Source organism: Kitasatospora sp. NPDC096077 (genome assembly GCF_040303245.1).
In the GTDB taxonomy this organism is placed as follows: domain Bacteria; phylum Actinomycetota; class Actinomycetes; order Streptomycetales; family Streptomycetaceae; genus Kitasatospora.
Window position 1 is genome coordinate 51,787 of the sequence record NZ_JBEOSV010000016.1, and the last position, 25,963, is coordinate 77,749.

The following is a 25,963-nucleotide window of genomic DNA, read 5'->3' on the forward strand; positions in this document are numbered from 1 at the left end:
AGCCGTCCTTGTGATCACTCGTCAGAGATAGGTAACCCTTACCTGACGCGACGGTGCGAGCGCCCGCCGAACCCCTCCACCAACCAGCGCGCGTCCGCACCCCCACGCGCACCAAGGAGCAGCCTTGAGCACCGCCCTCACCGGAGCCCCACCCGTACCGCCGCCGGCCGCGGACCGGGCCGCCGGGCCCGACCCGCTGCTGCACCCCGACCCCGCCGTCGCCGCCGAACAAGCCGCCTTGGAAGCCCTGTTGCGCTGCTGGGCCCGGGAGACCGGCACCCGCCCCGGACCGGACGGCCGACTGCGGATCGACGTCCTCGGCGGCGCCGCCCGGCTCACCGCCCCGGTCCGCTACTGGTCGTCCGGCGGCTGGCACCGCTTCGGGCCGGCCACCCTCTCGGCCGGGCAGGGTACCGCCGAGTCCCCGGTGGACGCCGTCACCGCCGCCGCCCTGCTCGCCGCCGTGGCCGCCGACCGGCCTGACCCCGGGCAGGTCGCCGAACTCGCCGCCCGGGTCGCCGACTCGGTCGTGCGCACCGCCGAGATCCTCGCCCACCACCGCACCGCCGCCGACCCCGGCGGACCCGAGCGCTCGCGGTTCCTCGCCGCCGAACAGGCCCTGCTGCTCGGCCACCCGCTGCACCCCACGCCGAAGAGCCGCGACGGCCTCGGCCCGGCCCAGAGCGCCGCCTACTCGCCCGAACTGCACGGCTCCTTCCAGGTGCACTGGTACGCCGTGGACCGCGTCCTGCTCGCTGCCGACTCCGCCGTCGCCCGGAGCGCCGACCGGATCACCGCCGACCTGCTCGGCGACCACGCCGCCCTGCCGCCCGGCACCGCCGCCCTGCCGCTGCACCCCTGGCAGGCCCGCGAACTCGCCCACCGCCCCGCCGTCGCCGCGCTGCTCGCCGACGGACTGCTGCACGACCTCGGCCCGGCCGGCGAGCCCTGGTACCCCACCTCCTCGGTGCGCACCGTCTATCGGCCCGGCACACCCTGGATGCTCAAGCTCTCGCTCGGGCTGCGGATCACCAACTCCCGCCGGGAGAACCTGCGCAAGGAACTCCACCGCGGCGTGGAGGTGCACCGGCTGCTGGAGAGCGGGCTCGCCGCCGAGTGGCGGGCCGCCCACCCCGGCTTCGACATCGTCCGCGACCCGGCCTGGATCGGCGTCGACCACCCCGGCCTCGGGGACCCGGGCGGCCTGGACACCGTGCTGCGCGTCCAACCGTTCGCGCCCACCGAGCGTGCGCTGTGCGTGGCCGGGCTGATCGCCGAGCAGCCGGGCGGGAGCCGCTTGACCGGCCTGGGCGCGGAGCCGGGCCTGGGCGCGGAGCCGGGCCTGAGTGCGGGGACGGGCCTGAGTGCCGGGCCCGGCTCGGGCGGCGGGGCCGACAGTGGCCCGGCGGGCGGCACCGTGCCGTCCGGGCTCGGCGACGTCCTGCGCTCGCTGGCCGCCCGCACCGGCCGCCCGCTGCGCACCGTGGCCGCCGAATGGTTCCTGCGCTACCTGGACGCCGTGGTGCTGCCCGTCCTCTGGCTGGACGGCCGGGGCGGCATCGCCCTGGAGGCGCACCAGCAGAACAGCATCGTGCTGCTGGACGCCGAGGGCTGGCCCAACGGCGGCCGCTACCGCGACAACCAGGGCTACTACTTCCGGGAGAGCGCCGCCGAACGGCTCACCGCCCGGCTGCCCGGACTCGGCGAGCACAGCGACACCTTCCTGCCGGACCCGGTCATCGACCACCACTTCGCCTACTACCTCGGCATCAACCACGTGCTCGGGCTGATCGGCGCCCTCGGCTCCCAGGGGCTGGCCGACGAGGCGGTGCTGCTGGCCGGACTGCGCCGGTTCCTGGCCGGCCCGCGCGCGGCCGCCACCGGCTCGACGCTGCCCGCGCTGCTGCTGGACGCGCCCACCCTGCCCTGCAAGGCCAACCTGCTCACCCGGATCAACGGCCTGGACGAGCTGGTCGGCCCGGTCGCCACCCAGTCCGTGTACGTGGACATCGCCAACCCGCTCGCGGGGGCCTGATGTTGGACGACCTGCCCGGGTGGGGCGAAGTCCCCACCCCGGCCGGGCGGTTCCGGCTCGTCCCGGTCCGGCTGCCCGCCGACCTGGACCTGCTCGCCGGGTGGATGAACGACCCCGAGGTCGACGAGTTCTGGACGCTCGCCGGACCGCCCGCCGTCACCGAGCGGCACGTCCGGGCCCAACTCGACGGCGACGGACGCAGCGTGCCCTGCCTCGGCCTGCTCGACGGCGCGCCGATGAGCTACTGGGAGGTCTACCGCGCCGACCTCGACCCGCTCGCCGGGCACTACCCGGCGAGCCCGCACGACACCGGCGTGCACCTGCTGCTCGGCCCGGCCACCAGCCGCGGCCGGGGACTGGGCGCCCCGCTGCTGGCCGCCGTCGCCGACCTGATCCTCCGCCGGAGAGCCGACTGCCGACGGGTGGTGGCCGAACCGGACGTCCGGAACCGGCGCTCGGTCCGGGCCTTCGAACGGGCCGGCTTCCGGGCCGCCGCCGAACTCGACCTGCCCGACAAGCGCGCCGCCCTGATGGTCCGCGACCGCGACTCACCCCCTGCCTAGGACAACCCTGTGGACACCTCGACACCCCCTCCGTACGACCTGCTCGGCGTCGGCATCGGCCCGTTCAACCTCTCGCTCGCCGCCCTCGCCGAGCCCGTGACCGGCCTGCGCACGCTCTTCTGCGACCAGCGCCCGGAGTTCCGCTGGCACCACGGCATGCTGGTGGACGGCGCCCGGATGCAGGTCCCGTTCCTCGCCGACCTGGTCTCACTGGTGGACCCGACCAACCCGTGGTCCTTCCTCAACTACCTGCGCGCCCAGGACCGGCTGTTCCCGTTCTACTTCGCCGAACGCTTCCAATTGCCCCGCCGGGAGTACGACCACTACTGCCGCTGGGCCGCCGAGCGGCTGCCCAACTGCCGCTTCGGCACCGAGGTCACCGCCCTGCACCGGGAAGGCCCGCTGTTCCGGGTCGAGTTGACCGACACCGCGACCGGCCGGCGCTCCACCGTGCGGGCCCGCAACCTCGCGCTCGGCGTCGGCACCCGGCCGGTGCTGCCCGAGGCCTTCGCCGGGCTGGCGGACCGCCCGCGGGTCTTCCACTCCGCCGCGTACCTGGACCGCCGGGCCGACCTGGCCGGTGCCCGGGACATCACCGTGGTCGGCAGCGGGCAGTCCGGCGCCGAGGTCTTCCTCGACCTGCTCCGCCGCCACGCGGGCGACGGCGTCCGGCTGCGCTGGCTCACCCGGACCAGGGCGCTCGCCCCCATGGAGTACTCCAAGCTCGGCCTGGAGCACTTCACCCCCGACTACACCCGCTACTTCCACGGCCTGCCCGGTCCGGCCCGGGACGCCCTGGTCAGCGCCCAGTGGCAGCTGCACAAGGCCGCCAGCGCCGAGACCCTGGCCGAGATCCACGACCACCTCTACGAACGCACCATCGGCCGCCCGATCGACGCCGCCCCGGTCGAGATCACCCCCGGCACCGCCGTCACCGAGGCCCGGCCGGGGCCCTGCGGCGGCCTCGAACTGCGCTGCCGGCACACCGACTCGGGCGCCGAGCACCTGCTGCGCACCGACGCCGTGGTGCTCGCCACCGGCTACCGGGCCGCTCGCCCGGCCGCGCTCGAACCGCTCGCCGACCTGATCGACTGGGACGAGTCCGGGCGCTACCGGGTCGACCTCGACCACCGGGTCGCCACCCGGCCGGAGCTCGCCGGGGGGCTCTACGTCCAGAACGCCGAGCTGCACACCCACGGCGTCGGCACCCCGGACCTCGGCCTCGGCGCCCACCGGGCCGCCGTGATCCTCAACGCCGTCACCGGTCGGACCGTCCACCGGCTGCCCGGCCGCACCGCCTGGACCGGCTTCGCGCCGCCCGCGCCGGTCGCTTCCGACGTCCCCGCCGTGCCCGTTGCCCTGAAGTCCGAGCAGACCCCCGTCGTCCCCCGCCCCCAGGAGCTGACCCGTGCCGCAACCGTCGGCCGCTGAACCGCCGCTCTACCTGCCCCCGCACCTCACCGCCGGGCACTGGCAGCGGGCCGGCCGCGCCCTGCTGGCCAAGATGCTCGGCGAGTTCTCCTACGAGGAACTGCTCCGACCCGTCCCGGGAGCCCTCGACGGCGAGTACCTGCTGAAGCTGCCCGAGGCCGAGTACCGCTTCGCCGCCCGGCGCGGTGCCTACGACGGCTGGCAGGTCGACCCCGAGTCGATCCGCTGCTCCCGCCCGGACGGCCTCGACCCGCTGCGCTTCCTCCCGTACGCCCGGGACGCCCTCGGGATGCGCGGCGAGACCACCGCCCACCTGGTCCGCGAGCTCTCCGCCACCCTCACCGCCGACGCCCGTCAGCTCGCCACCGCGCTCACCGCCGCCGAACTCGCCGAGCTCGACCACCCCGCACTGGAGGGCCGCCAGGGCGGCCACCCGTGGATCGTCCCCAACAAGGGCCGGATCGGCTTCTCCGGCACCGACGCCGCCCGCTGGGCCCCGGAGGCCCGCAGCCCCCGCCCGCTGCCCTGGATCGCCGTCCACCGCCGGCTCGCCGAGTACCGCGGGGTGCCCGGCCTGGAACGCCCCGAGCAGCTCTACGCCCGCGAGCTGGACGACGTCGACGCGCTGCGCGCCCCGCTCGGCGCGGACGCCGACGACTACCTGCTGCTGCCGGTCCACCCCTGGCAGTGGGACGAGACGGTGCTGACGCTGTTCGCGCCCTGGATCGCCTCGGGCGAGATCGTCCCGCTGCCCTCGGACGGCGACCCGCGGCTGCCGCAGCAGTCCATCCGCTCCTTCTTCAACACCGCCCACCCCGGGCGCTGCACCGTCAAACTGCCGCTGTCCATCCTCAACACCCTGGTCTGGCGCGGCCTGCCGGTCGAACGCACCCTCGCCGCGCCCGCCGTCACCGCCTGGCTGCACGGGCTGCGCGACGCCGACCCGTACCTGCGGGAGGAGTGCCGGGTGATCCTGCTCGGCGAGATCGCCTCCATCACCGTCGACCACCCGCTCTACCGCGAGATGCCCGACTCGCCGTACCAGTACAAGGAGCTGCTCGGCGCGATCTGGCGCGAACCGCTCGGCCCCTTCCTCGCCGCCGACGAACGCGCCCGCACCCTCGCCGCCCTGCTGCAGACCGGCTCCGACGGGCGCGCCCTCGCCGTCGAGCTGATCGCCCGCTCCGGCCTCACCCCCGCCCGCTGGACCGCCCGGCTGTTCGCCGCGCTGCTGCCGCCGCTGCTGCACTTCCTCTACCGCTACGGACTGGTCTTCTCCCCGCACGGCGAGAACGCCATCGTGGTCTTCGACGAGCGCGACACCCCTACCCGGCTGGCGGTCAAGGACTTCGTCGACGACGTCAACCTCAGCGACCAGGACCTCCCCGAACTGCGCGGGCTGCCCGCCGAGGTCGCCGACGTGCTGCTCCGGGACGACCCCCAGGGGCTCTGCCAGTTCATCCACTCCGGGCTGTTCATCGGCGTCCTCCGCTACCTCGCCCCGCTCCTGGAGGCTCAGGCCAGCCTGGCCGAGACCGAGTTCTGGGCCCTGCTGCGCGCCGAGATCCACCGCTACCAGGACCGCTTCCCCGAGCTGCGCGAGCGCTTCGAGCTGTTCGACCTGTTCCAGCCGCGGATCGACCGGCTCTGCCTCAACCGCAACCGGCTGGTCATGGACGGCTACCAGGACCGCCCGCACCGCCCGCACGCCGTCCGGCACGGCACGGTGCCGAACGCCCTGGTCGGTGTGGAGGTGCGCCTTCCGGGGCAACGGGACCGGATTGTCACCCCCGCCCCGTAGGCTGGGAGGGTCATGACGAACGACTCCGAATCCCACGACCTTGAATCCCAGCGGGCGACGGTCCTCGGCGACGAGGCCGAGGAAGCCGTCGCCGTCCCGCGCTCGCGGATCCCCGAGCTGCTGCACGCCGCGGTCGAGTCCGTCGGCGGCGTCGAGCGCCCCGGCCAGCTGCGGATGGCCGAGGCCGTCGCCGACGCCGTCGACCACGCCGAGCACCTGCTCGTCCAGGCCGGCACCGGCACCGGCAAGTCCCTCGCCTACCTGGTGCCCGCGCTCGCCCACGGCGACCGCGTGGTGGTCGCCACCGCCACCCTGGCGCTGCAACGCCAGCTGGTGGAGCGGGACTTGCCGCGCACGGTCGAGGCGCTGCACCCGGTGCTGCGCCGCCGCCCGCTGTACGCGATGCTCAAGGGCCGCTCCAACTACCTGTGCCTGCACCGCGCCAACGAGGGCACCCCGAGCGACGAGGGCGAGGGCCTGTTCGACCCGGTGGACGCGCTCGGCGGCCCCTCCGGCAAGCTCGGGCAGGAGGTGCTGCGGCTGCGCGACTGGGCCGACGAGACCGAGACCGGCGACCGGGACGACATGAGCCCCGGCGTCTCGGACAAGGCCTGGGCGCAGCTGTCGGTCAACTCCAAGGAGTGCCTGGGCGCGACCCGCTGCGCGTACGGGCAGGAGTGCTTCGCGGAGCAGGCGCGGGAGCGCGCCAAGCTCGCGGACGTGGTGGTCACCAACCACGCGATGCTCGCGATCGACGCGATCGAGGGCGCCCCGGTGCTGCCCGAGCACGGGCTGCTGATCGTGGACGAGGCGCACGAGCTGGTCAACCGGGTCACCGGCGCGGCCACCGCCGAGCTCACCGTCGGCGCCGTCAACCGGGCGGTGAAGCGGGCCGCCCGGCTGGCCAACGAGAAGGCCGTCGACCTGCTGCAGGCCGCCGCCGAGAACTACCACGGCCTGATGGAGACCGCCCAGCCCGGCCGGGTCGAGGAGCTGCCCGAGTACCTGGCCTACGCGGTCACCGCGATCCGGGACGCCGCCCGGCAGGTGATCAGCTCGCTCGGCGAGACCAGGGACAAGGGCCTCAGCGACGAGGACGCGGTGCGCAAGCAGGCCATGGCCTCGGCCGAGACCGTGCACGAGACCGCCGAGCGGCTGCTGGAGGACTCCGAGTACGACGTGATCTGGATCGAGCGCAGCGACCGCTACGGGCTGGGCACCGCCTCGCTGCGGGTCGCGCCGCTGAGCGTGTCCGGGCTGCTGCGCGAGGGCCTGTACAAGGAGCGCTCGGTCGTGCTCACCTCGGCCACGCTCAAGCTCGGCGGGGACTTCAACGGGGTGGCCGGCTCGCTGGGCCTGCCCAAGGAGACCAGGCTGCCGGACGGGCGCACGCCCGGCGACAACCCGGAGTCCGGCTCCGGCTCCGGCTCCGGGCTCGGCGAGGAGGCCGTGCCGTACTGGCGGGGGATCGACGTCGGCTCGCCGTTCAAGTACCCCAAGCAGGGCATCCTGTACGTCGCCAAGCACCTCGCCGACCCCGGGCGCGATCCCGAACGGCCGGACATGCTGGACGAGTTGGCCGAGCTGATCGGCGCGGCCGGCGGGCGGACGCTGGGTCTGTTCTCCTCGATGCGCGGCGCCCAGACCGCCGCCGAGGCGATGCGGGAGCGGCTGGACCACCGGATCCTGCTCCAGGGGGAGGACACCCTGGGCGAGTTGATCCGCGAGTTCGCCTCGGATGCCACCACCTGCCTGTTCGGCACGCTCTCGCTCTGGCAGGGCGTGGACGTGCCCGGTTCGGCCTGCCAGCTGGTCGTGATGGACCGGATCCCGTTCCCGCGGCCGGACGACCCGCTGATGAGCGCCCGCCAGAAGGACGTCGAACAGCACGGCGGGAACGGCTTCATGGCGGTCGCGGCGACGCACGCGGCGCTGCTGATGGCACAGGGCGCGGGCCGGCTGGTGCGCGCGGCGGACGACCGGGGCGTGGTCGCGGTGCTGGATCCGCGGGTGGAGACCAAGCGGTACGGGGGCTTCTTCCGGTCCTCGATGCCGGACTTCTGGTACACCACGGACCGCAACCAGGTGCGCCGCTCGCTGGCGGCGATCGACGCCTCGGCGTCGCCGGTGCGGCCGGTGGTGAAGCGGGGCTGAGCCGCTGCCCGGGCGGGGCCGAGGCGTCGCCCGGGAACGCCCGGAGGGGCTCCCCGCTGTCGCGGTGGAGCCCCTCTCCGGTGGTGCGGGCGGCGGTGGGTGCGGCCTGGACGCGCTGCGGAGGCCGCGCGACGGCCTCCGGCGGCCCTCGGGGTCAGAGCCGGCGCAGGACCGCGACGACCTTGCCCAGGATGGTGGCGTTGTCGCCGTTGATCGGCTCGTACGCCGGGTTGTGGGGCATCAGCCAGATCCGGCCGTCCTCGCGCTTGAGCCGCTTGACGGTGGCCTCGCCGTCGATCATCGCGGCCACGATGTCGCCGTTCTCGGCGACCGGCTGGCGGCGCACGGTGACCCAGTCGCCGTCGCAGATGGCCGCCTCGATCATCGAGTCGCCGCGCACGGTCAGGGCGAACAGCTCGCCCTCGCCGACCAGCTGGCGGGGCAGCGGGAAGACGTCCTCGACCGTCTGCTCGGCCAGGATCGGGCCGCCGGCGGCGATCCGGCCGACCAGCGGCACGTAGGAGGTGGAGGGGCGCCCGGCCGTCTCGGCGGTGTTGGGGCGGGCCACCTCGACGCCGCGGACCTCGTAGGCGCGCGGGCGGTGCGGGTCCCGGCGGAGGAACCCCTTGCGCTCCAGGGCCATCAGCTGGTGGGCGACCGAGGAGGTGCTGGACAGGCCCACGGCCTGGCCGATCTCGCGCATGGACGGCGGGTAGCCGCGGCGCTGGACGGAGTCCCGGATGACCTCGATCACCCGGCGCTGGCGCTCGGTGAGGCCGGCCTCGTCGGTCCGGATGCCGGGGGGGCGGCCGGGCAGCGAGCGGGCCGGGGAGGGGTGGGAGTCGTCCATCGTGGGGGAGTGCTCGATCGGCTGGTCGGGGACGCGGCCGGCGGTGGAGACGGCCGGGCCGGAGAGGCGGTGGTCTTCGCTACGGTCCATGCTGATGTCCACGCTCTGCTGATTCGTGGTGCGCTGCCCCACCTTGAACTGGGAGTGTTCCTGCACCGGGATGGTGTTGGTTTCGATGGTGTTCACGGCGGCCCCTCTCGACGGCTGTCCTCTCCCTTTTCCAGCCCAACGCACCTCCTATCGAAAGGTTGCGCCAAACACACGTTCGAGTGAATTATTCGGGAGTTGGCTGACTCGATCAAGGCTTTGTTGTACATCGAGTAAATGTTCGACCGGATGTCGACCCCGGAAGTCTAATCGGCACCGACACGCCAGGGGTGTCACCTCCCCCTGAGGCCTAGATGTAGTGGCTAGAGTCCTCGTCGTGCCCAGTACTAGTGGTCGCGCCCCGTGATCGGCTTGCCGAGGCGGGGGGCGCATCGCATAGACTCGACAAGTCCGCACGTCCTGCCAGGGAGGGATCCCGAGGTGCACTGCCCGTTCTGCCGGCACTCCGACAGCCGCGTTGTCGACAGCCGGACCACCGAGGACGGCAGCTGCATTCGCCGGCGTCGTCAGTGCCCGGACTGTGGCCGCCGTTTCACCACGGTGGAGACGGCCGCGCTCATGGTCGTCAAGCGCAGCGGCGTCACCGAACCCTTCTCCCGGCAGAAGGTCATCACCGGGGTCCGCAAGGCCTGCCAGGGCCGCCCGGTCACCGAGGACGCCCTCGCCCAGCTCGGCCAGCGGGTCGAGGAGTGCGTGCGCGCCAGCGGCAGTGCCGAGCTGACCACCCACGACGTGGGGCTGGCCATACTCGGCCCGCTCAAGGAGCTCGACGTGGTCGCCTACCTGCGCTTCGCCAGCGTGTACCAGGCGTACGACGGACTCGAGGACTTCGAGGCCGCCATCGCGGAACTCCGCGCCGAGCGACCCGACCCCGAGGCGGACGGCACCTGCGTGCCCGTCGCCGCCGCCGCGCCCTAGGAGGCGCGCCCGGGCCCCGAGGGCCCACCCGTACCGAAACACCACCACACGCAGAGGCCCCCCTCGGGCCTTCCGCGCCACAGCGGCCCCGCGTGGGCCCCCGCGTGCCCGGAATCCGGGCACAGAACACCACGAACCGTGCGAAAGCGGGCGGGGTCTCCGCCTGCCCGCACACCGGAAGAACGAACCAGCGGTGCCCGGACTTTTCAGGGCACTTCGGGCGTTTGCCCAGGAGGAGGAGAGAAGTGACAGACACCACGAGCGGTTCCGCACGCGGGTCGAAGTCCGAGAAGGCCGCGGCCAAGGGCGCCAAGGCGCCGAAGGGCGGCCTCCGGATGGAGCGCATCCACACCACCCCTGGCGTGCACCCGTACGACGCGGTCCGCTGGGAACGGCGCGACGTCGTCATGACCAACTGGCGCGACGGCTCGATCAACTTCGAGCAGCGCGGCGTCGAGTTCCCCGACTTCTGGTCGGTCAACGCCGTCAACATCGTCACGTCCAAGTACTTCCGCGGCGCCGTCGGCACCCCGCAGCGCGAGTGGAGCCTCAAGCAGATCATCGACCGCGTGGTGCTCACCTACCGCGCGGCCGGCGAGAAGCACGGCTACTTCGCCGGCCAGGACGACGCCGAGATCTTCGAGCACGAGCTGACCCACGCCCTCCTCCACCAGGTGTTCAGCTTCAACTCGCCGGTCTGGTTCAACGTCGGCACCAAGCAGCCCCAGCAGGTCAGCGCCTGCTTCATCCTGTCCGTCGACGACTCCATGGAGTCGATCCTCGACTGGTACAAGGAAGAGGGCATGATCTTCAAGGGCGGCTCCGGCGCCGGCCTCAACCTCTCCCGCATCCGCTCCTCCAAGGAACTGCTGTCCTCCGGCGGCAACGCCTCCGGCCCGGTCTCCTTCATGCGCGGCGCCGACGCCTCGGCCGGCACCATCAAGTCCGGCGGCGCCACCCGCCGCGCGGCCAAGATGGTCGTGCTCGACGTCGACCACCCCGACGTCGAGGCCTTCATCGAGACCAAGGTGAAGGAGGAGGAGAAGATCCGCGCCCTGCGCGACGCGGGCTTCGACATGGACCTCGGCGGCGACGACATCACGTCCGTCCAGTACCAGAACGCCAACAACTCGGTCCGCGTCAACGACGAATTCATGACCGCCGTCGAGAACGGCACCGAATTCGGCCTGCGCGCCCGGATGACCGGCGAGGTCATCGAGACCGTCGACGCCAAGAAGCTGTTCCGCAAGATGGCCGAGGCCGCCTGGGCCTGCGCCGACCCCGGCATCCAGTACGACTCGACCATCAACCACTGGCACACCTGCCCCGAGTCCGGCCGCATCAACGCGTCCAACCCGTGCTCGGAGTACATGCACCTGGACAACTCCAGCTGCAACCTCGCCTCGCTGAACCTGATGAAGTTCCTCCGCGACGACGACTCCTTCGACGCGGAGCGCTTCGCCAAGGTCGTCGAGCTGGTCATCACCGCGATGGACATCTCCATCTGCTTCGCCGACTTCCCCACCGAGAAGATCGGCGAGACCACCCGCGCCTACCGCCAGCTCGGCATCGGCTACGCCAACCTCGGCGCCCTGCTGATGGCCACCGGCCACGCCTACGACAGCGAGGGCGGCCGCGCCCTGGCCGGCGCCATCACCTCGCTGATGACCGGCACCGCCTACCGCCGCGGCGCCGAACTCGCCGGCGTGGTCGGCCCGTACGACGGCTACGCCCGCAACGCGGCCGCCCACCGGCAGGTCATGAAGCAGCACGCCGACGCCTCGCTGGACGCCGTCACCTTCGACGACCTGGACGCCCCGGTCTGGCTCGCGGCCAACAAGTCCTGGCAGGACGTGCTGCGCGTCGGCGCCCAGAACGGCTTCCGCAACGCCCAGGCCTCGGTGCTCGCCCCGACCGGCACCATCGGCCTGATGATGGACTGCGACACCACCGGCGTCGAGCCCGACCTCGCCCTGGTCAAGTTCAAGAAGCTGGTCGGCGGCGGCTCGATGCAGATCGTCAACGGCACCGTCCCGCGCGCCCTCAAGCGCCTCGGCTACCAGGACGAGCAGATCGAGGCGATCGTCGCCCACATCGCCGAGCAGGGCAACGTGGTGGACGCGCCCGGCCTGAAGGCCGAGCACTACGAGGTGTTCGACTGCGCGATGGGCGAGCGCTCCATCTCCCCGATGGGCCACGTGCGGATGATGGCGGCGATCCAGCCGTGGATCTCCGGTGCCATCTCCAAGACCGTGAACATGCCCGTCGCGGCGACCGTCGAGGACGTCGAGGAGATCTACTTCGAGGCGTGGAAGATGGGCGTCAAGGCGCTCGCCATCTACCGCGAAAACTCGAAGGTCGGCCAGCCGCTCTCGGCGAAGAAGAAGGACTCCGAGGCCAAGGCCGAGGAGGCCCCGGCCGCCGTGGTCGAGAAGGTCGTCGAGTACCGCCCGGTCCGCAAGCGCCTGCCCAAGGGCCGTCCCGGCATCACCACGTCCTTCACGGTCGGCGGCGCCGAGGGCTACATGACCGCCAACTCCTACCCGGACGACGGCCTCGGCGAGGTCTTCCTGAAGATGTCCAAGCAGGGCTCGACCCTCGCGGGCATGATGGACGCCTTCTCCATCGCCGTCTCGGTCGGCCTGCAGTACGGCGTGCCGCTGGAGACCTACGTCTCCAAGTTCACCAACATGCGCTTCGAGCCGGCCGGTCTGACCGACGACCCGGACGTGCGGATGGCCCAGTCGATCGTCGACTACATCTTCCGCCGCCTGGCGCTGGACTTCCTGCCGTTCGAGACCCGCTCGGCGCTCGGCATCCACTCCGTCGAGGAGCGCACCCGGCACCTGGAGACCGGCTCCTACGAGCCGCTGGAGGCCGAGGAGCTCGACACCGAGTCGCTCGCCCAGTCCGCCCCGGTCGCCGCCGCGAAGCCGGCGCCCGCCCCGGCGGCCGTCGAGGCCCCCAAGGCGGCCCCGAAGCAGGCCCACAACTCCACGGAGCTGATGGAGATCCAGCTCGGCCTCAACGCCGACGCGCCGCTCTGCTTCTCCTGCGGCACCAAGATGCGCCGCGCCGGCAGCTGCTACCTCTGCGAGGGCTGCGGCTCCACCAGCGGCTGCAGCTGATCAGGTTGCACGCCGGTTTCACCCGATGAGGTGAAAAGCTGAGGCGGGGCGAGGACTTCACGGTCCTCGCCCCGCCTTTTTGTCAGTCGGGGTTGTTTGGCTGCGGGTATGACGACCGGAAACATGAAGCGTGCGCCGCGTCGCCCCTCGGCGGCGGAGATCACCCCGGACACCCCGATCTGGTGCCCGGCCTGTCAGGACTTCCAGGCGGCAGCCGAGTTCCCGAGGAATGCGAGCAAGCGGAGTGGCTTGCAGGGTGAGTGCAGGCGGGCCGTCCGGGAGCGGGCGGCGAGCCCCGGGGCCCGGGAGGCCGCGAACCGTGCCCGGCGGGAGAAGTGGAAGCAGCCGGAAGTTCGGGCGGTCGCGCTGGAACGGCAGCGGGACCGCCGGAAGCGGCTCGGGTCGGGGCACGACCTCAGCCGGTCGAGGGCACGGCTGCAGTCCGTGGTGACGGAGTGGAAGGCCGGCGGGTGCGTGGATTGCGGCTACGCGGACGTGCGTGCACTTGACCCGGACCACCTGGTCCCGGCCCAGAAGGCCGGGACGGTGTCCAGGCTCGTGCAGTTGTGCGTCGCCAAGGACCGATTGCTGGCCGAGCTCGCCAAGTGTGAGGTCCGGTGCGCCCGTTGTCATCGGGCGCGGACTATGCGGCAGAGCCCGCGAGCGGCTGGTCGGCTGCCACCGTCCTGGGCGCGGGTGGTGGAGTTCCAGTCCCGGAACGATCGGCTGAAGCTTGCGCGCGGGTGTGCCGATTGCGGTTGGAACGAGTGGGCGCGGGGGCTCGACTGGGACCACGTGCGCGGCACCAAATCGGCCAATGTCGCCCAGTTGATTGCTGAGCGGAAGCCGTGGGCCGAGGTCGCGGCGGAGATCGCCAAGTGTGAGGTCGTATGTGCGAACTGCCACCGCATCCGAACAGCGGACCGGCGGGCTCGGACGGTTCGGGACGCTCCCTCGGGCTCCGATGTCACGAACGCGGGTGCTGTCCGGTCCGTAGGGGGACGGGGTCTTCCGGGAGGAGTGGTGCGGTGATGGTCGGGACGGTGCTGGTGACCGGGGCGACGGGGACGTTGGGACGGGAGGTGGTGCGGCTGCTGGTGGCGCGCGGGGTGGCGGTGCGGGGGTTGAGCCGGCGGGCGCGGGCGGCGGGGGACGGGGTCGAGTGGGTGGTGGGCGACCTGGTGACCGGGGCGGGGCTGGCGGAGGCGCTCGCCGGGGTGGGGACGGTGGTGGACTGCGCGACCACGCAGGGGAAGCAGGACGTGGCGGCGGTCGGGCGGCTGGTGGCGGAGGCCCGGCGGGCCGGGGTGGGGCACCTGGTGTACGTGTCGATCGTGGGGATCGACCGGGTGCCGCTCGCGTACTACCGGGCGAAGCTCGGCTGCGAGCGGGTGGTGCGGGAGTCCGGGCTGGGGTGGACGGTGCTGCGGGCGACGCAGTTCCACGACCTGGTGCTGAAGGCCTTCGACCTGAGCGCGCGGCTGCCGGTGTTCCCGGTGGTGAGCGGGGCCCGGATCCAGCCGGTGGAGGTGCGGGAGGTGGCGGTGCGGGTCGCCGGGCTGGTGGGGCGGGAACCGGCCGGGTTCGCGCCGGAGGTGGCCGGGCCGCGGGTGCGGTCGTACCGGGAACTGGCCGAGGCGTACCTGCGGGCGGCGGGCCGGCGGCGGGTGCTGGTGCCGCTGCCGCTGCCGGGAGCGTTGGGGCGGGCGTTGCGGGCGGGTGGGCTCACGGCGCCGGAGCGGGCGGTGGAGGAGGGGAGCTTCGAGCAGGCCTTGGCACGACGGTTCGGGTGAGCGGCCCGGCCGTTCAGTCGTCGCGCGCGTTTCCCGCCGCTCGTTCCTGCCGTTCGTTCCCGCTGGGTGTTTCCCGCCGCGGGATTGTCAACCGTGGTTGACAATCCTGTAGGTGTCAACCATGGTTGACACCATGAGCGAGAGCGGAGAGCTCGCGGCCGCCGCGAGCAGTCGTGACCCCGCCGTGGGGCTCCGGGCGGTCCGCGCCCTGCGGGACCTGGCGGACCGTCTGGAGGCCCTGCAGGTGGGCAATGCCCGGTCGCAGGGCTGGTCCTGGCAGGACATCGCGGTCTGTCTCGGGGTGACCAGGCAGGCGGTGCACAAGAAGCACGCACGACGGGGGCCCGGCAAGGGCGAGGACGGAGGCTGAGCGATGTTCGAACGATTCACCCGCGGAGCCCGGCGGGCTGTGGTGATCGCGCAGGAGGAGGCGAGGCAACTGGGGCACGACCGGGTCGGCTCCGAGCACCTCCTGCTGGGGATCCTGGAGCAGCCGGAGGACCCGGCCCTCGCCGTGCTGGCGGAGGCCGGGCTGGACCAGGAGGCCGCGCGGCAGGCCGTGCGCCGCCTGCGGGGGAAGGGGGACCAGCAGGTCCTGGCCACGATCGGGGTCGACCTCGACGCGGTGCGGGCGGCGGTCGAGGCGGCCTTCGGCGAGGGCGCGCTGGACGACCCGCCGGAGGAGGAGCGGAAGCGCTGGGGTCGGTTCCGCTCCGGCGGCTCCGTGGGCGGGCACATCCCGTTCTCGCCCCCGGCGAAGAAGACGCTGGAGCTGTCCCTGCGGGAGGCGCTGCGGCTGAAGTCGAAGGAGATCGCCGTGGGGCACCTGCTGCTCGGGCTGCTCCGTGAGGGGGAGGGGCTCGGGGTGCTGGTGATCGCCGACCACGGGCTGGACCCGTCGGCCGTACGGCGGGCGGTGGAGGCCGAACTGGCCTGAACCGCGAGGTCGGGCGGGCGTGGGACGGGGCAGGCCGGCCGGCAGGCCCAAGTGGAATGGGCCGCCGTGCGGTGTACTCGGCGTGAATGAAGGAGATTGACCGTCAACTAGCGGGTTGAGGCCAATGTCTGAATCGATATGATCGGCCGAAAGCGTGAACCGATCAGCCGCCCGGAGGCGTTTCGCGACGCCACCGGGCGGTCTGGTATGCGCCCGACCAGCTGTCGGCGGCCGCAACCGTCGCCGACCCGCCGCCCGCGCTGCCGCCCGCCGACGTTGCCGAGGACCGCCCCGATGAGAGAAGCCACCAGCCCCGACGGTCGGCCGCGCCGTCGACCCGCGCCACGCACCGCCGCCCTGACCACGGCCGCCGTCCTGCTGGCGCTGGTCGCCGCGCCGGTCGGCATCGGCCGGGCCCTGGGCGCCCACCAGCCGCTCACCGCCGTCGCGGTGGCGGCGGTCGCCGTGCTCTGGCTGATCGTGGTCGGCCTGGCCGCGAGCGGCGCCGAACGCTCCCGCCGGCTGACCGAGGACCTGGCCGCCCAGCACGAGGAGACCCGGGCCGCGCTGGTCATCGCCGGCAGCGCCCGGCAGGCCGAGACGGCCGCCCTGGACCGGGCCGTCGCCGCGTTCGCCGAACGGGACGCCGCCCGCGCCGAGCAGGTCCGGGTCGAGACCGACCTCACCGCCGCGCACGCCGAGCTGGCCCGGCTGCGCGCCGAGCTCGACACCGAGCGGGTCGGGGCCGAGGCGGAGCGGGAGCGGTCCGCCGCCGAGCGGGCCGAGCTGGACCGGATCCCCGAGGGCGTCCTGCCCGAGGTGGTGAAGAAGTTGCGCGGGGGCGCGGCCGTGGACAGCGCGCTGGCCGCTCACCGCAAGCACCCCCAGTACGCGCTGCTGCGCGCGGTCGGCGAGGAGATCGGCCGCGGCGAGCGGCTGCGGGCCGCCGCGCTGGCGGTCTGCGCGACCGCCGCCGGCCGGGTCCAGGCGCTGGCCACGAGCATGCACGCCGAACTGCGCGAGATGCAGCACCGGCACGACGAGGAGGTCCTCGGCGACCTGCTGCGCCTGGACCACTCGACCGCCCAGGCGGGCCGGATGGCCGACGGCATCGCGGTGCTCACCGGTGCCCGCTCCGGCCGCCGCTGGGCCAAGCCGATCGCGGTCGAGTCGGTGCTGCGCGGCGCGCTCGGCCGGATCGGCGCCTACCAGCGCGTCCGGCTGCACAACGCCAGCACCGCCGCGGTGGCCGGCTTCGCGGCCGAGGGCGTGATGCACGCGCTGGCCGAACTGCTGGACAACGCCACCAACTTCTCCGCCCCGCCGGCCGAGGTGCACGTCTACGTCGAGGAGGTGCCGGCCGGTCTGGCGGTCACCGTCGAGGACAGCGGGCTGGGCCTGAGCGACAGTTGGCTGCGTCGGGCCGAACGGGCCGTCTCCGCCGAGCCGTTGGACCTCGCCACGCTGTCCGCCGGTACCCGGCTCGGCCTCGCGGTGGTCGGCGTGCTGGCGCGCAAGCACGGGCTGCAGATCTCCTTCCGGCCGTCGGCGCGCGGTGGCACCGGGGTGGTGATGCTGATCCCGCAGCAGCTGGTCACCCACGCGGCCGTGGCGCCCGCCGCGGCTCCCGAGCCCGCTTCCGTCCGGGCTTCCGCGCCCGTCGTGGAGTCCGTGCGCCCGGCGCTCACCCCCGCCCGCCCGGCGCCCGCCTCCCTGCCGAGCGCCTCTCTGCCGAGCGCCTCCCTGCCGCCCGCCTTCCCGCCGCCCGCGCCGAGTGCGACCGCCGTACCGGGTACCCCCGGCGCTCCCCGCACGCCCGGTGTGACCGGTGCCCCCACCGTCCCCGCCCAGACCCCGCCGGTGCCCGCCCGGATGACCGACAGCGGCCTGCCGCAGCGCCGCCGCGGGCAGACGCTGACCACCACCACCGTGGCGGCCCCGGCCGCGAAGCCCGTACGGACCGACGCGGCGCGCGCCGCCGCCCGGTTCGGCGCCTTCCGCACGGCCGCCCAGCCGGCCCTGCCCGCGCCCGGGGCGACGCCGACCCCGGCCACGGCCCCCGACACCACGCCCGACGCTTCCCCCGTCACCGAGAAGGACTCCTGATGAGCAGCGCCACCGAACGCGACCTCGACTGGCTGTTGGAAAACCTGCTGGCGGCAACCCCCGGCACCCGGCACGCCCTGGTGCTGTCCGCCGACGGCCTCAAGCTCTGCCACACCGCCGGGCTGAGCGCCGACCAGGCCGACCAGCTGTCCGCGATCGCCTCCGGGCTGCAGAGCCTGGCGCACGGCGCCTCGATCGAGTTCGGGGACGGCACCGGCGGCGTGCGGCAGTCGATGACCGAGTTCCACGGCGGCATCCTGTGCATCGTGGCGGCCGGTGAGGGCGCGCACCTCGCGGTGGTCACCGACGACGACGCGGACGTGGGCGTGGTCGGCCACAACATGCACGGCCTGATCGAGCAGATCGGCATCCACCTCAGCGCGCCCGCCCGGGCCGCGGCAGCCGAGCCCGGTGCGGAAACGGAAGCGGAGGCGGAAGCGGACGCCGTCGGGGGCACCGGGCGAGGGAGCGCCGGGATATGACCGCCGGGCCGGTGCTGCCGGGCCGCGACGACGACCCGGACCGCCTCTACACCATCACCGGGGGCCGCAGCCGTTCCCCGGAGAACGCCTTCGACCTGGTCACCCTGATCGTCGCGGAGCGGCAGCCGGCGCCGGGGATGCAGTCGGAGCACGCCCGGATCCTGCGGATGTGCGAGGCCCCGACCGCCGTCGTGGAGGTGGCGGCGGAGCTCTCGCTGCCGGTCTCGGTGGTGAAGATCCTGCTCGGCGACCTGCTGGAGTCCGGCGCGGTCACCGCCCGCCACCCCAGGTTCGCGCCGAACAAGGCCCGGCTGCCCGACCTCGACACGCTGAAGCAGGTGCTGCATGGCCTCCAACGGCTCTGACCTCCGGGACGCCCGACCCGCGGCGCGCACCCCGCTACGGGCGACCGCCGACAACGCGCTGAAGATCGTCGTGGTCGGCGGCTTCGGGGTGGGCAAGACCACCCTGGTCGGCTCGGTCAGCGAGATCCGCCCGCTGAACACCGAGGAGGTGATGACCCGGGCGGGGGAGGGCATCGACCCGGCCGGCAGCTGGGGCAAGCGCTCCACCACGGTCGCTTTCGACTTCGGCCGGATCACGCTGTCCGAGCGGCAGGTGCTCTACCTGTTCGGCGCGCCCGGGCAGGAGCGCTTCTGGTTCCTCTGGGACCGGCTGTTCAGCGGCGCCCTGGGAGCGGTCGTCCTGGTGGACACCCGGCGGCTGGAGGAGTCCTGGTACGCGATCGACCGGCTGGAGCACCACGGCACGCCGTTCATCGTCGCCCGGAACAACTTCGGCGAGCCCGGCCACACCCTGGAGCAGGTCCGGGAGGCCCTGGACCTGCCGCCGGAGGTACCGATGGTGGACTGCGACGCCCGTGACCGGGAGTCCGGCAAGCGGGTGCTGATCGCACTGGTCCACCACCTGGCCGCCCTCGCCGGGGCCGGGCCCGAGGCGCTGGCCGGGATCGATCCGCCGGCCGGCCCCGCTGTCCCCGTCGTCCCCGCCGCCCCCGTCGAGGCCGTGCCCACCGCCCCCGCCGGCGCCCCCGACGCGATCTACGAGGAGAGCACCCCGTGACCGAGCCCGCCGTCACCCCGCCCCCGGGCTGCCCGGCGCACGCCGGCGCCACGCCGCTGTACGGGCCGCGCTTCCAGACCGACCCGGCCCAGCTCTACCGCGAGCTGCGCGCCGCGCACGGCCCGGTCGCCCCGGTCGAGCTGGCCGGCGGCGTGCCGGCCTGGCTGGTCATCGGCTACCGGGAGCTGCAGCAGGTCACCGGCCAGCCGCAGCTGTTCGGCCGGGACTCCGGCCGTTGGCACGCCTGGGAGACCCTGCCCGCCGACTGGCCGCTGAAGCCGATGATGGCCCCGGTGCCGTCGATCCTCTACGCCGAGGGCGAGGCGCACGTCCGTCGGTCCCGGGCGGTCACCGACGCGCTGGCCGGGATCGACCCGTACGAGCTGCGCAAGCACGCCGAGGAGATCGCCGACGGGCTGATCGACGAGTTCGCCGGGCGCGGTGAGGCGGACCTGGTCGCCGAGTACGCGCACCGGATGCCGCTGCTGGTGCTGTGTCGGGTGCTGGGCCTGGACGAGGAGCAGGCGCCGCAGCTGATCACGGCGCTGCTGGCGATGCTGGACGGCGGCGCGGACGCCCCGGCCGGCGCCCAGCGGCTGCTGGAGCTGATGCTCGCGCTGGTCGAGGAGAAGACCGAGCACCCGGGGGCCGACGTGGCCTCGCGGATGCTGGCGCACCCGGCGGAGCTGACCCGGGACGAGGTGATGCGCGACCTGCGGGTGCTGCTGATCGCCGGTCACCAGCCCAGTTCGTACTGGATCTCCAATGCGCTGCGGCTGATGCTGACCGACGAGCGGTTCGCCGCCTCGCTGGCCGGTGGGCGGCGCAGCATCAGCCAGGCGCTCAACGAGGCGCTCTGGGAGGACACCCCGACCCAGATCTTCGCCGGCCGTTGGGCGGTGCGGGACACCCAGCTCGGCGGTCAGCGGATCGCCGAGGGGGACATGCTGCTGCTCGGCTTCGCCGGGGCCAACGCGGACCCGGCGGTGCGGGAGGCCGACGGCCGTCCGGCGGAGGGGAACCGGGCGCACATGAGCTACTCGTACGGTGAGCACGGCTGTCCGTTCCCGGCGCAGGAGACGGCGGAGGTGATCGCCACCACGGCGATCGAGGTGCTGTTGGACCGGCTGCCGGACCTGCGGTTGGCGGTGGCCGAGCACGCGCTGGTGTGGCGGCCCTCGGCCTGGGTGCGCGGGCTTGTCGCGCTGCCGGTCGCGTTCACCCCGGGCTACTAGGGCCCGTCCTCGGACTCCCGTCGGCTGCCTGGCTGCGGGGGTTCGAGGTGTTCCACGAGCGTTCCACGAGCGTTCTACGGGGGCTCCACGAGCGCTCCGCGTCGAGAGTCGGCGCATTGTTCGCAGTGGACGTCTTGCGGATCCAGGCCGGGCCAGCCAAGATCCACAGGACGTGCACAATCGTTCGAAGTTCCGTAATTAGCAAGAGAGTTGACGCCGATGACCGCTGCCCCGGCTCCGATAGCCCTCGACCCGCTGGCCCGTGACAACGCCGCCGAGGGCGCCCTGCTGCGGGCTGCCGGCCCGGCGGTGCCGGTCGTGCTGCCCGGCGGGGTCGCCGCCTGGGCGGTCACCCGGCACGCGGCCGCGCGCGACCTGCTCACCGACGCCCGGCTGGTGAAGGACGCCCGGCACTGGGCGGCCTACCAGCGCGGCGAGGTGCCGAAGACCTGGCCGCTGATCGGCCTGGCGGTGCCCGGTCCGAGCATGGTGACCACCGACGGCGCCGAACACCGCCGACTGCGCGCGCTGGTCGCCCAGGCCTTCACCCCGCGCCGGGTCGAGCTGATGCGCCCGCGCGTGGCGGAGATCACCGGTGCGCTGCTGGACGCCCTGGCGGCGGGGGAGCCGGAGGTCGACCTGAAGTCGGCCTTCGCCTTCCCGCTGCCGATGACGGTGATCTGCTCGCTGCTGGGCGTCCCGGAGTCCGACCACGCCCTGCTGCGTGACCTGTACGAGCGGTTCTTCGGCGTCAAGCCGGACCCGGCGGGCATCCAGGCGACCGTCGCCGGGCTGAACGCCTTCGTCAACGGCCTGGTGGCACAGCGCCGTTCGGTGCCGGGCGAGGACCTGGCGAGCGTGCTGCTGGCGGCGGACACCGAGGGCGGGGCGCTCACCGACGCGGAGGCGGCGGCCACCCTGCGGGTGATCATCGCGGCCGGCCACGAGACCACGGTCAACCTGATCTGCAACGCGGTCCGGGCGCTGCTGGCGCACCCGGACCAGCTGGCGCTGGTGCGGGCGGGCGAGGTGTCCTGGGACGCGGTGGTCGAGGAGTCGCTCCGCTGGACGCCGCCGACCAGCAACTTCCTGTTCCGCTTCGCCGCCGAGGACATCGCGGTCGACGAGGTGGTGATCCCGGCGGGTGAGCCGGTGCTGGTCTCGTACAACGCGATCGGCCGGGACCCGCTGCAGCACGGGGTGACGGCGGAGCTGTTCGACATCACCCGGGACCCGAGCCGCCACCTGTCCTTCGGTCACGGTCCGCACGTCTGCCCGGGCTCGCCGCTGGCCCGGCTGGAGGCGGCGGTCGCGCTGCCGGCCCTGTTCGAGCGCTTCCCCGGCCTGTCGCCGGCGGTGCCGGACGGGGAGCTGCGGCCGAGCCCCTCGCTGGTGGTGAACAGCCTGCTGGAGCTGCCCGTCCGGCTCTGGTGACCCCCTCCCCGACCGTGCGTCGGGGTGCGGCCCCGTCCGGTTCCCGGGCGGGGCCGTGGCGTTCCCGGTGGGTGGCTGTGGCGTTTCAGGCCGGTCGTCGCGGCGTTCCCGGCCGGTGGCTGCGGCGTTCCCGGCCGGTGGCCGCCGGTTTCGGAGGCGTCCGTCGGGGCACCGGTACGGGAAGGTCGACCATGGACCTTGGCGGCGGCGGAAGGCTGCGTTAACGTCGTCGAACCGGTTCGGCCACCTGCTCGTCCAGCGATCCCGTACGCCCATCTCCGGTACAGCGCAATGTCGTTCAGCCCACCCGAGGCAGCCCGTCCGAGGCAGCACGCCCTGGCGAGGAGGACCGCATTGACCCTCAACCCGACCGCGCCGTCCACGAGTTCCCGCCGTCGACCGGTGGCCGTACCCGCCCTGCTGGCGGCGCTGGCCCTGACCGCGGCCTGCTCGAACAGCTCCGGCGGTTCGGGCGGTGGCGGCGGCGCGGCCCAGACGCTGACCGGCGACTGTGCCAAGTACCAGCCGTACGCGGGGCATTCGGGCACCACCGTGACGATGTTCGCCTCCATCCTCAGCCCGGAGTCGGACAACCTGGAGAAGTCCTGGGCCGAGTTCGACAAGTGCACCGGGATCAAGATCAGCTACGAGGGCTCCAACGACTTCGAGTCCCAGCTGCCGGTCCGGGTGGCCGGCGGCAACGCCCCGGACTTTGCGATCATCCCGCAGCCGGGCCTGCTGGGGCAGATGGTCAAAAGCGGCAAGGTGGTCAAGCCGCCCGCGCAGACCGTCGCCAACCAGGACAAGTGGAGCCCGGTCTGGAAGACCTACGGCTCGGTCGACGGCACCTTCTACGCCGCGCCGATGAGCGCCAACATGAAGTCGCTGGTCTGGTACTCGCCGAAGACCTTCCAGGCGGCCGGCTACGAGGTGCCGAAGACCTGGGCCGATCTGATGGCGCTCAGCGACCGGATCGCCAAGGCCGGCGGCGCCAAGCCCTGGTGCGGCGGCATCGCCTCCGGCACGGCCACCGGCTGGCCGGCCACCGACTGGCTGGAGGAGGTGGTGCTGGGCACGTACGGCGGTGACGTGTACGACCAGTGGGTCGGCCACCAGGTGAAGTTCTCCGACCAGAAGATCACCGCGGCGATGCAGACCGTTGCCGGCTGGATGCTCAACCCGGCCTGGGTCAACGGCGGTTACGGCGACGTCAAGTCGATCGCCACCACCACCTTCCAGGACGCGGGCGCGCCGATCCTCACCGGCAAGTGCGCGATGCTCCAGCAGGCCTCGTTCTACGAGGCGCAGTGGCCCAAGGGCACCAAGGTCGCTCCCGACGGCGACGTCTTCGCCTTCCACCTGCCCGCCGTCAACCCGGCGATCGCCAACCCGGTCGAGGGCGGCGGTGAGTTCCTGGCCGCGTTCTCCGGCCGGCCCGAGGTGCAGGCGGTGCAGAACTACCTGTCCAGCTCGGACTGGGCGAGCAGCCGGGTGAAGACCGCGAGCGGCTGGGTCTCGGCCAACCAGGGCGTGGACAAGAGCCTCTACACCGACCCGATCGACAAGCTCTCGGCGGAGGCGCTGACCGACCCGAGCGCGACCTTCCGGTTCGACGCCTCCGACATGATGCCGGCGGCGGTCGGCTCCGGGCAGGAGTGGAAGTCGCTGACCGCCTGGTTCGCCGAGGGGCAGTCGATCCAGAAGGTCGCCGGCGACATCGACGCAGCCTGGCCGAAGTAGTCCGCCGCCCGGGGGACTTGGGGACCACCTGTCGAGGGCGGTGCGGGGCCACCCACCCGCACCGCCCGCCCCCTTCCGCCCCCGTTTCCCCGCTTCCCTCCCTTCGCTTCCCCGCCTCCGCTTCCCCGTCTCCGTTTCCTCGCTTCCGCTTCCCCGTCTTCGCATCCCACCGGACGAACCGAAGGGACGTGCAGTCATGTCCGTATCCGGCTCCCCGCCGGCCGCCGCCTCCCTGGCCGTCGGCTCCTGGGGCGACGCGGCGGTCAAGTTCGGCAACAGCCTCGGCGCGATCGCGGGCTTCCTCGGCATCCTGCTGGTGGTCTTCCTGGTGGCCGGCCGGGCCCGGGGCCGACTGGCCCGACCGCTGGCCGTCCTGGTGTTCCTCGGCCCGGCCGTGGTGCTGCTGGTGGTCGGCCTGGTGGCGCCGCTGATCCGCACGGTCTACCTGAGCCTGCACAGCGCGGACGGCAGCGCCTTCGTCGGCGGGGAGAACTTCGGCTGGGCCTTCACCACCGACTCGGTGCGCCAGGTGCTGCTCACCACCCTGCTGTGGCTGGTGGTCGCCCCGCTGGCGGCGACCGGTCTCGGCCTGGTGCTGGCGCTGCTGGTGGACCGGATGCGCGGCCAGGCGGTGTACAAGTCGCTGATCTTCATGCCGATGGCGATCTCGCTGGTCGGCGCCTCGATCATCTTCAAGTTCGTCTACGAGGCCCGCGGCAAGGACCAGCCGCAGATCGGCCTGCTCAGCCAGCTCGCCCATGCGGTGGGCTGGTCGGACCCGCCGAACTGGCTGCTCAGCCAGCCGCTGAACACCTTCCTGCTGATGGCCGTGATGGTCTGGGTGCAGACCGGCTTCGCGATGGTGGTGCTGTCGGCGGCGATCAAGGCGATCCCGGACGAGGTGGTGGAGGCGGCCCGGCTGGACGGCGCGACCGGCGTGCGGCTGTTCTGGCACGTCACCGTGCCGATGATCCGTACGACGGTGATGGTCGTCCTGACCACCGTCATGATCATCACGCTGAAGGCCTTCGACATCGTCCGCACCATGACCGGGGGCAACTTCGGCACCCAGGTGCTGGCCAACGAGATGTACTCGCAGTCCTTCGTGCAGTTCAACGACGGGCGGGGCGGCGCCCTCGCGGTCCTGCTGTTCCTCGCGGTGCTGCCGTTGGTGGCCTACAACATCGTCCAGCTGCGCAGGGAGCGTGAGGTGCGGTGAGTGATGCGGTGACCGCCCGCCGGGGCAATCCGGTGCGGAAGGCCTTCAGCAGCCCGTTGGCCTCGGTGTTCGTGATCGCGATGACGGTGCTCTGGACGATCCCGACCCTCGGCCTGCTGGTGACCTCGCTGCGGCCCAAGCAGGACGTCACCACCGACGGCTGGTGGAACGCCCTGCTGCACCCGGACTTCGGCCTCGGCAACTATCACGCGGTGCTGTTCGAGGGCGGCTCCGGCGGCTCCACCGGCCTGATGCCCTTCCTGGTGAACTCGCTGGCGATCAGCATCCCGGCCACCCTCTTCCCGCTGGTGCTCGCGGCGATGGCGGCGTACGCGCTGGCCTGGGTGCGGTTCCGGGGGAGCGACACGGTGTTCTTCACCGTCTTCGCGCTCCAGGTGGTGCCGCTCCAGATGGCGCTGATCCCGCTGCTGCGACTCTTCTCCAGCGGCGCGCACCTGGGTTCGCTGACGCTGATCCCGGCGCTGGACCTGAAGGGCAGCTACGCGCCGGTCTGGCTGGCGCACACCATGTTCGCGATGCCGCTGGCGGTCTTCCTGCTGCACAACTTCATCGCCCAGCTGCCGCGGGATCTGATGGAGGCGGCGGTGGTGGACGGCGCCTCGCACTTCAAGATCTTCCGCTCGATCGTGCTGCCGCTGTGCGCCCCGGCGCTGGCCTCGTTCGCGATCTTCCAGTTCCTGTGGGTCTGGAACGACCTGCTGGTCGCCCTCACCTTCGCGGGCGGGACACCGGAGGTGGCGCCGATGACGGTCCGGCTGGCGCAGCTGTCCGGTTCGCTCGGCGGGCGCTGGGAGCTGCTGACGGCCGGGGCCTTCCTGTCGATCATCGTGCCGCTGATCGTCTTCTTCAGCCTGCAGCGGTACTTCGTCCGCGGACTGCTGGCGGGGTCGGTGAAGGGCTAGGAGGGGAGGGCGGGTGGCCGGGA

The 25,963-nt window shown here is 73.0% G+C and carries 20 protein-coding genes; 19 read left to right on the top strand and 1 reads right to left on the bottom strand.

Annotation, left to right across the window (positions count from 1 at the left end; translation table 11 throughout):
• The first annotated feature begins 124 nt into the window (after positions 1-124).
• The 5 genes from ABTZ03_RS16570 to ABTZ03_RS16590 are packed head-to-tail and all read left to right on the top strand — an operon-like array spanning position 125 to position 7,984.
• Positions 125-2,035: an IucA/IucC family protein gene (locus tag ABTZ03_RS16570; RefSeq protein WP_350513669.1), complete on the top strand. Its 1,911-nt coding sequence runs from the start codon at positions 125-127 to the stop codon at positions 2,033-2,035.
• Positions 1,927-2,598 (top strand): GNAT family N-acetyltransferase, encoded by a 672-nt coding sequence (locus tag ABTZ03_RS16575; RefSeq protein WP_350513734.1) that lies wholly within the window; start codon positions 1,927-1,929, stop codon positions 2,596-2,598. The genes ABTZ03_RS16570 and ABTZ03_RS16575 overlap by 109 nt, the downstream gene beginning before the upstream one ends.
• A gap of 9 nt (positions 2,599-2,607) precedes the next feature.
• Positions 2,608-4,029, top strand: coding sequence for a lysine N(6)-hydroxylase/L-ornithine N(5)-oxygenase family protein (locus tag ABTZ03_RS16580; protein WP_350513670.1), 1,422 nt, complete (start codon positions 2,608-2,610; stop codon positions 4,027-4,029).
• A complete protein-coding gene (locus ABTZ03_RS16585; protein WP_350513671.1) occupies positions 4,007-5,830 on the top strand; it encodes an IucA/IucC family protein in 1,824 nt (607 codons plus the stop codon). The genes ABTZ03_RS16580 and ABTZ03_RS16585 overlap by 23 nt, the downstream gene beginning before the upstream one ends.
• A 12-nt stretch (positions 5,831-5,842) precedes the next feature.
• Positions 5,843-7,984 carry an ATP-dependent DNA helicase gene (locus ABTZ03_RS16590; protein ID WP_350513672.1) on the top strand — a complete coding sequence of 714 codons (2,142 nt, stop codon included), beginning with the start codon at positions 5,843-5,845 and terminating at the stop codon, positions 7,982-7,984.
• Between the two features lie 154 nt (positions 7,985-8,138).
• Here the strand turns inward: ABTZ03_RS16590 and lexA are convergent, their stop codons facing one another.
• Positions 8,139-8,834 carry a transcriptional repressor LexA gene (gene lexA / locus ABTZ03_RS16595; RefSeq protein ID WP_350513735.1) on the bottom strand — a complete coding sequence of 232 codons (696 nt, stop codon included), beginning with the start codon at positions 8,832-8,834 and terminating at the stop codon, positions 8,139-8,141.
• A 528-nt stretch (positions 8,835-9,362) separates the two neighbouring features.
• Between lexA and nrdR the strand changes: the two genes are divergently transcribed.
• From nrdR to ABTZ03_RS16670, 14 genes are all read left to right on the top strand, one after another.
• Positions 9,363-9,860, top strand: a complete 498-nt coding sequence (gene nrdR / locus ABTZ03_RS16600; RefSeq protein ID WP_350513673.1) for a transcriptional regulator NrdR — start codon at positions 9,363-9,365, stop codon at positions 9,858-9,860.
• Positions 9,861-10,105: 245 nt separating this feature from the next.
• Positions 10,106-12,988 carry a vitamin B12-dependent ribonucleotide reductase gene (locus ABTZ03_RS16605; protein ID WP_350513674.1) on the top strand — a complete coding sequence of 961 codons (2,883 nt, stop codon included), beginning with the start codon at positions 10,106-10,108 and terminating at the stop codon, positions 12,986-12,988.
• Between the two features lie 1,031 nt (positions 12,989-14,019).
• Positions 14,020-14,781: an SDR family oxidoreductase gene (locus ABTZ03_RS16610; protein ID WP_350513736.1), complete on the top strand. Its 762-nt coding sequence runs from the start codon at positions 14,020-14,022 to the stop codon at positions 14,779-14,781.
• Positions 14,782-14,914: 133 nt separating this feature from the next.
• Positions 14,915-15,151: an RNA polymerase subunit sigma-70 gene (locus ABTZ03_RS16615; protein ID WP_350513675.1), complete on the top strand. Its 237-nt coding sequence runs from the start codon at positions 14,915-14,917 to the stop codon at positions 15,149-15,151.
• Between the two features lie 3 nt (positions 15,152-15,154).
• On the top strand, positions 15,155-15,718 hold the full coding sequence (locus ABTZ03_RS44250; RefSeq protein ID WP_400926063.1) for a Clp protease N-terminal domain-containing protein: 564 nt from the start codon (positions 15,155-15,157) through the stop codon (positions 15,716-15,718).
• A 294-nt stretch (positions 15,719-16,012) separates the two neighbouring features.
• Complete coding sequence (locus ABTZ03_RS16630; RefSeq protein WP_350513676.1) at positions 16,013-17,824, top strand: ATP-binding protein; 1,812 nt, start codon at positions 16,013-16,015, stop codon at positions 17,822-17,824.
• Entirely contained in the window at positions 17,824-18,306 is a 483-nt protein-coding gene (locus tag ABTZ03_RS16635) for a roadblock/LC7 domain-containing protein (RefSeq protein WP_350513677.1), read from the top strand. The genes ABTZ03_RS16630 and ABTZ03_RS16635 overlap by 1 nt, the downstream gene beginning before the upstream one ends.
• Positions 18,303-18,671 carry a DUF742 domain-containing protein gene (locus ABTZ03_RS16640; protein WP_350513678.1) on the top strand — a complete coding sequence of 123 codons (369 nt, stop codon included), beginning with the start codon at positions 18,303-18,305 and terminating at the stop codon, positions 18,669-18,671. Before ABTZ03_RS16635 ends, ABTZ03_RS16640 begins: the two co-directional genes overlap by 4 nt.
• Positions 18,652-19,389 carry a GTP-binding protein gene (locus ABTZ03_RS16645; RefSeq protein WP_350513679.1) on the top strand — a complete coding sequence of 246 codons (738 nt, stop codon included), beginning with the start codon at positions 18,652-18,654 and terminating at the stop codon, positions 19,387-19,389. The genes ABTZ03_RS16640 and ABTZ03_RS16645 overlap by 20 nt, the downstream gene beginning before the upstream one ends.
• Complete coding sequence (locus ABTZ03_RS16650; protein ID WP_350513680.1) at positions 19,386-20,624, top strand: cytochrome P450; 1,239 nt, start codon at positions 19,386-19,388, stop codon at positions 20,622-20,624. The genes ABTZ03_RS16645 and ABTZ03_RS16650 overlap by 4 nt, the downstream gene beginning before the upstream one ends.
• A 219-nt stretch (positions 20,625-20,843) precedes the next feature.
• Positions 20,844-22,058 (top strand): cytochrome P450 family protein, encoded by a 1,215-nt coding sequence (locus ABTZ03_RS16655; RefSeq protein ID WP_350513681.1) that lies wholly within the window; start codon positions 20,844-20,846, stop codon positions 22,056-22,058.
• A 354-nt stretch (positions 22,059-22,412) separates the two neighbouring features.
• A complete protein-coding gene (locus ABTZ03_RS16660; RefSeq protein WP_350513682.1) occupies positions 22,413-23,798 on the top strand; it encodes an ABC transporter substrate-binding protein in 1,386 nt (461 codons plus the stop codon).
• Between the two features lie 196 nt (positions 23,799-23,994).
• A complete protein-coding gene (locus ABTZ03_RS16665) occupies positions 23,995-25,017 on the top strand; it encodes a carbohydrate ABC transporter permease (protein WP_350513683.1) in 1,023 nt (340 codons plus the stop codon).
• On the top strand, positions 25,014-25,940 hold the full coding sequence (locus ABTZ03_RS16670; RefSeq protein ID WP_350513684.1) for a carbohydrate ABC transporter permease: 927 nt from the start codon (positions 25,014-25,016) through the stop codon (positions 25,938-25,940). The genes ABTZ03_RS16665 and ABTZ03_RS16670 overlap by 4 nt, the downstream gene beginning before the upstream one ends.
• Positions 25,941-25,963 lie beyond the last annotated feature (23 nt).

What these genes read in the sequence shown, in the direction of transcription:
- ABTZ03_RS16640 (WP_350513678.1), top strand. Translation starts at nt 18,303, where the DNA reads ATGACCGCCGGGCCGGTGCTGCCGGGCCGCGACGACGACCCGGACCGC.
- ABTZ03_RS16635 (WP_350513677.1), top strand. Translation starts at nt 17,824, where the DNA reads ATGAGCAGCGCCACCGAACGCGACCTCGACTGGCTGTTGGAAAACCTG.
- ABTZ03_RS16665 (WP_350513683.1), top strand. Translation starts at nt 23,995, where the DNA reads ATGTCCGTATCCGGCTCCCCGCCGGCCGCCGCCTCCCTGGCCGTCGGC.
- ABTZ03_RS44250 (WP_400926063.1), top strand. Translation starts at nt 15,155, where the DNA reads ATGTTCGAACGATTCACCCGCGGAGCCCGGCGGGCTGTGGTGATCGCG.
- ABTZ03_RS16615 (WP_350513675.1), top strand. Translation starts at nt 14,915, where the DNA reads ATGAGCGAGAGCGGAGAGCTCGCGGCCGCCGCGAGCAGTCGTGACCCC.
- ABTZ03_RS16630 (WP_350513676.1), top strand. Translation starts at nt 16,013, where the DNA reads ATGAGAGAAGCCACCAGCCCCGACGGTCGGCCGCGCCGTCGACCCGCG.
- ABTZ03_RS16645 (WP_350513679.1), top strand. Translation starts at nt 18,652, where the DNA reads ATGGCCTCCAACGGCTCTGACCTCCGGGACGCCCGACCCGCGGCGCGC.
- lexA (WP_350513735.1), bottom strand. Translation starts at nt 8,834, where the DNA reads ATGGACGACTCCCACCCCTCCCCGGCCCGCTCGCTGCCCGGCCGCCCC.
- ABTZ03_RS16655 (WP_350513681.1), top strand. Translation starts at nt 20,844, where the DNA reads ATGACCGCTGCCCCGGCTCCGATAGCCCTCGACCCGCTGGCCCGTGAC.
- ABTZ03_RS16590 (WP_350513672.1), top strand. Translation starts at nt 5,843, where the DNA reads ATGACGAACGACTCCGAATCCCACGACCTTGAATCCCAGCGGGCGACG.
- ABTZ03_RS16610 (WP_350513736.1), top strand. Translation starts at nt 14,020, where the DNA reads ATGGTCGGGACGGTGCTGGTGACCGGGGCGACGGGGACGTTGGGACGG.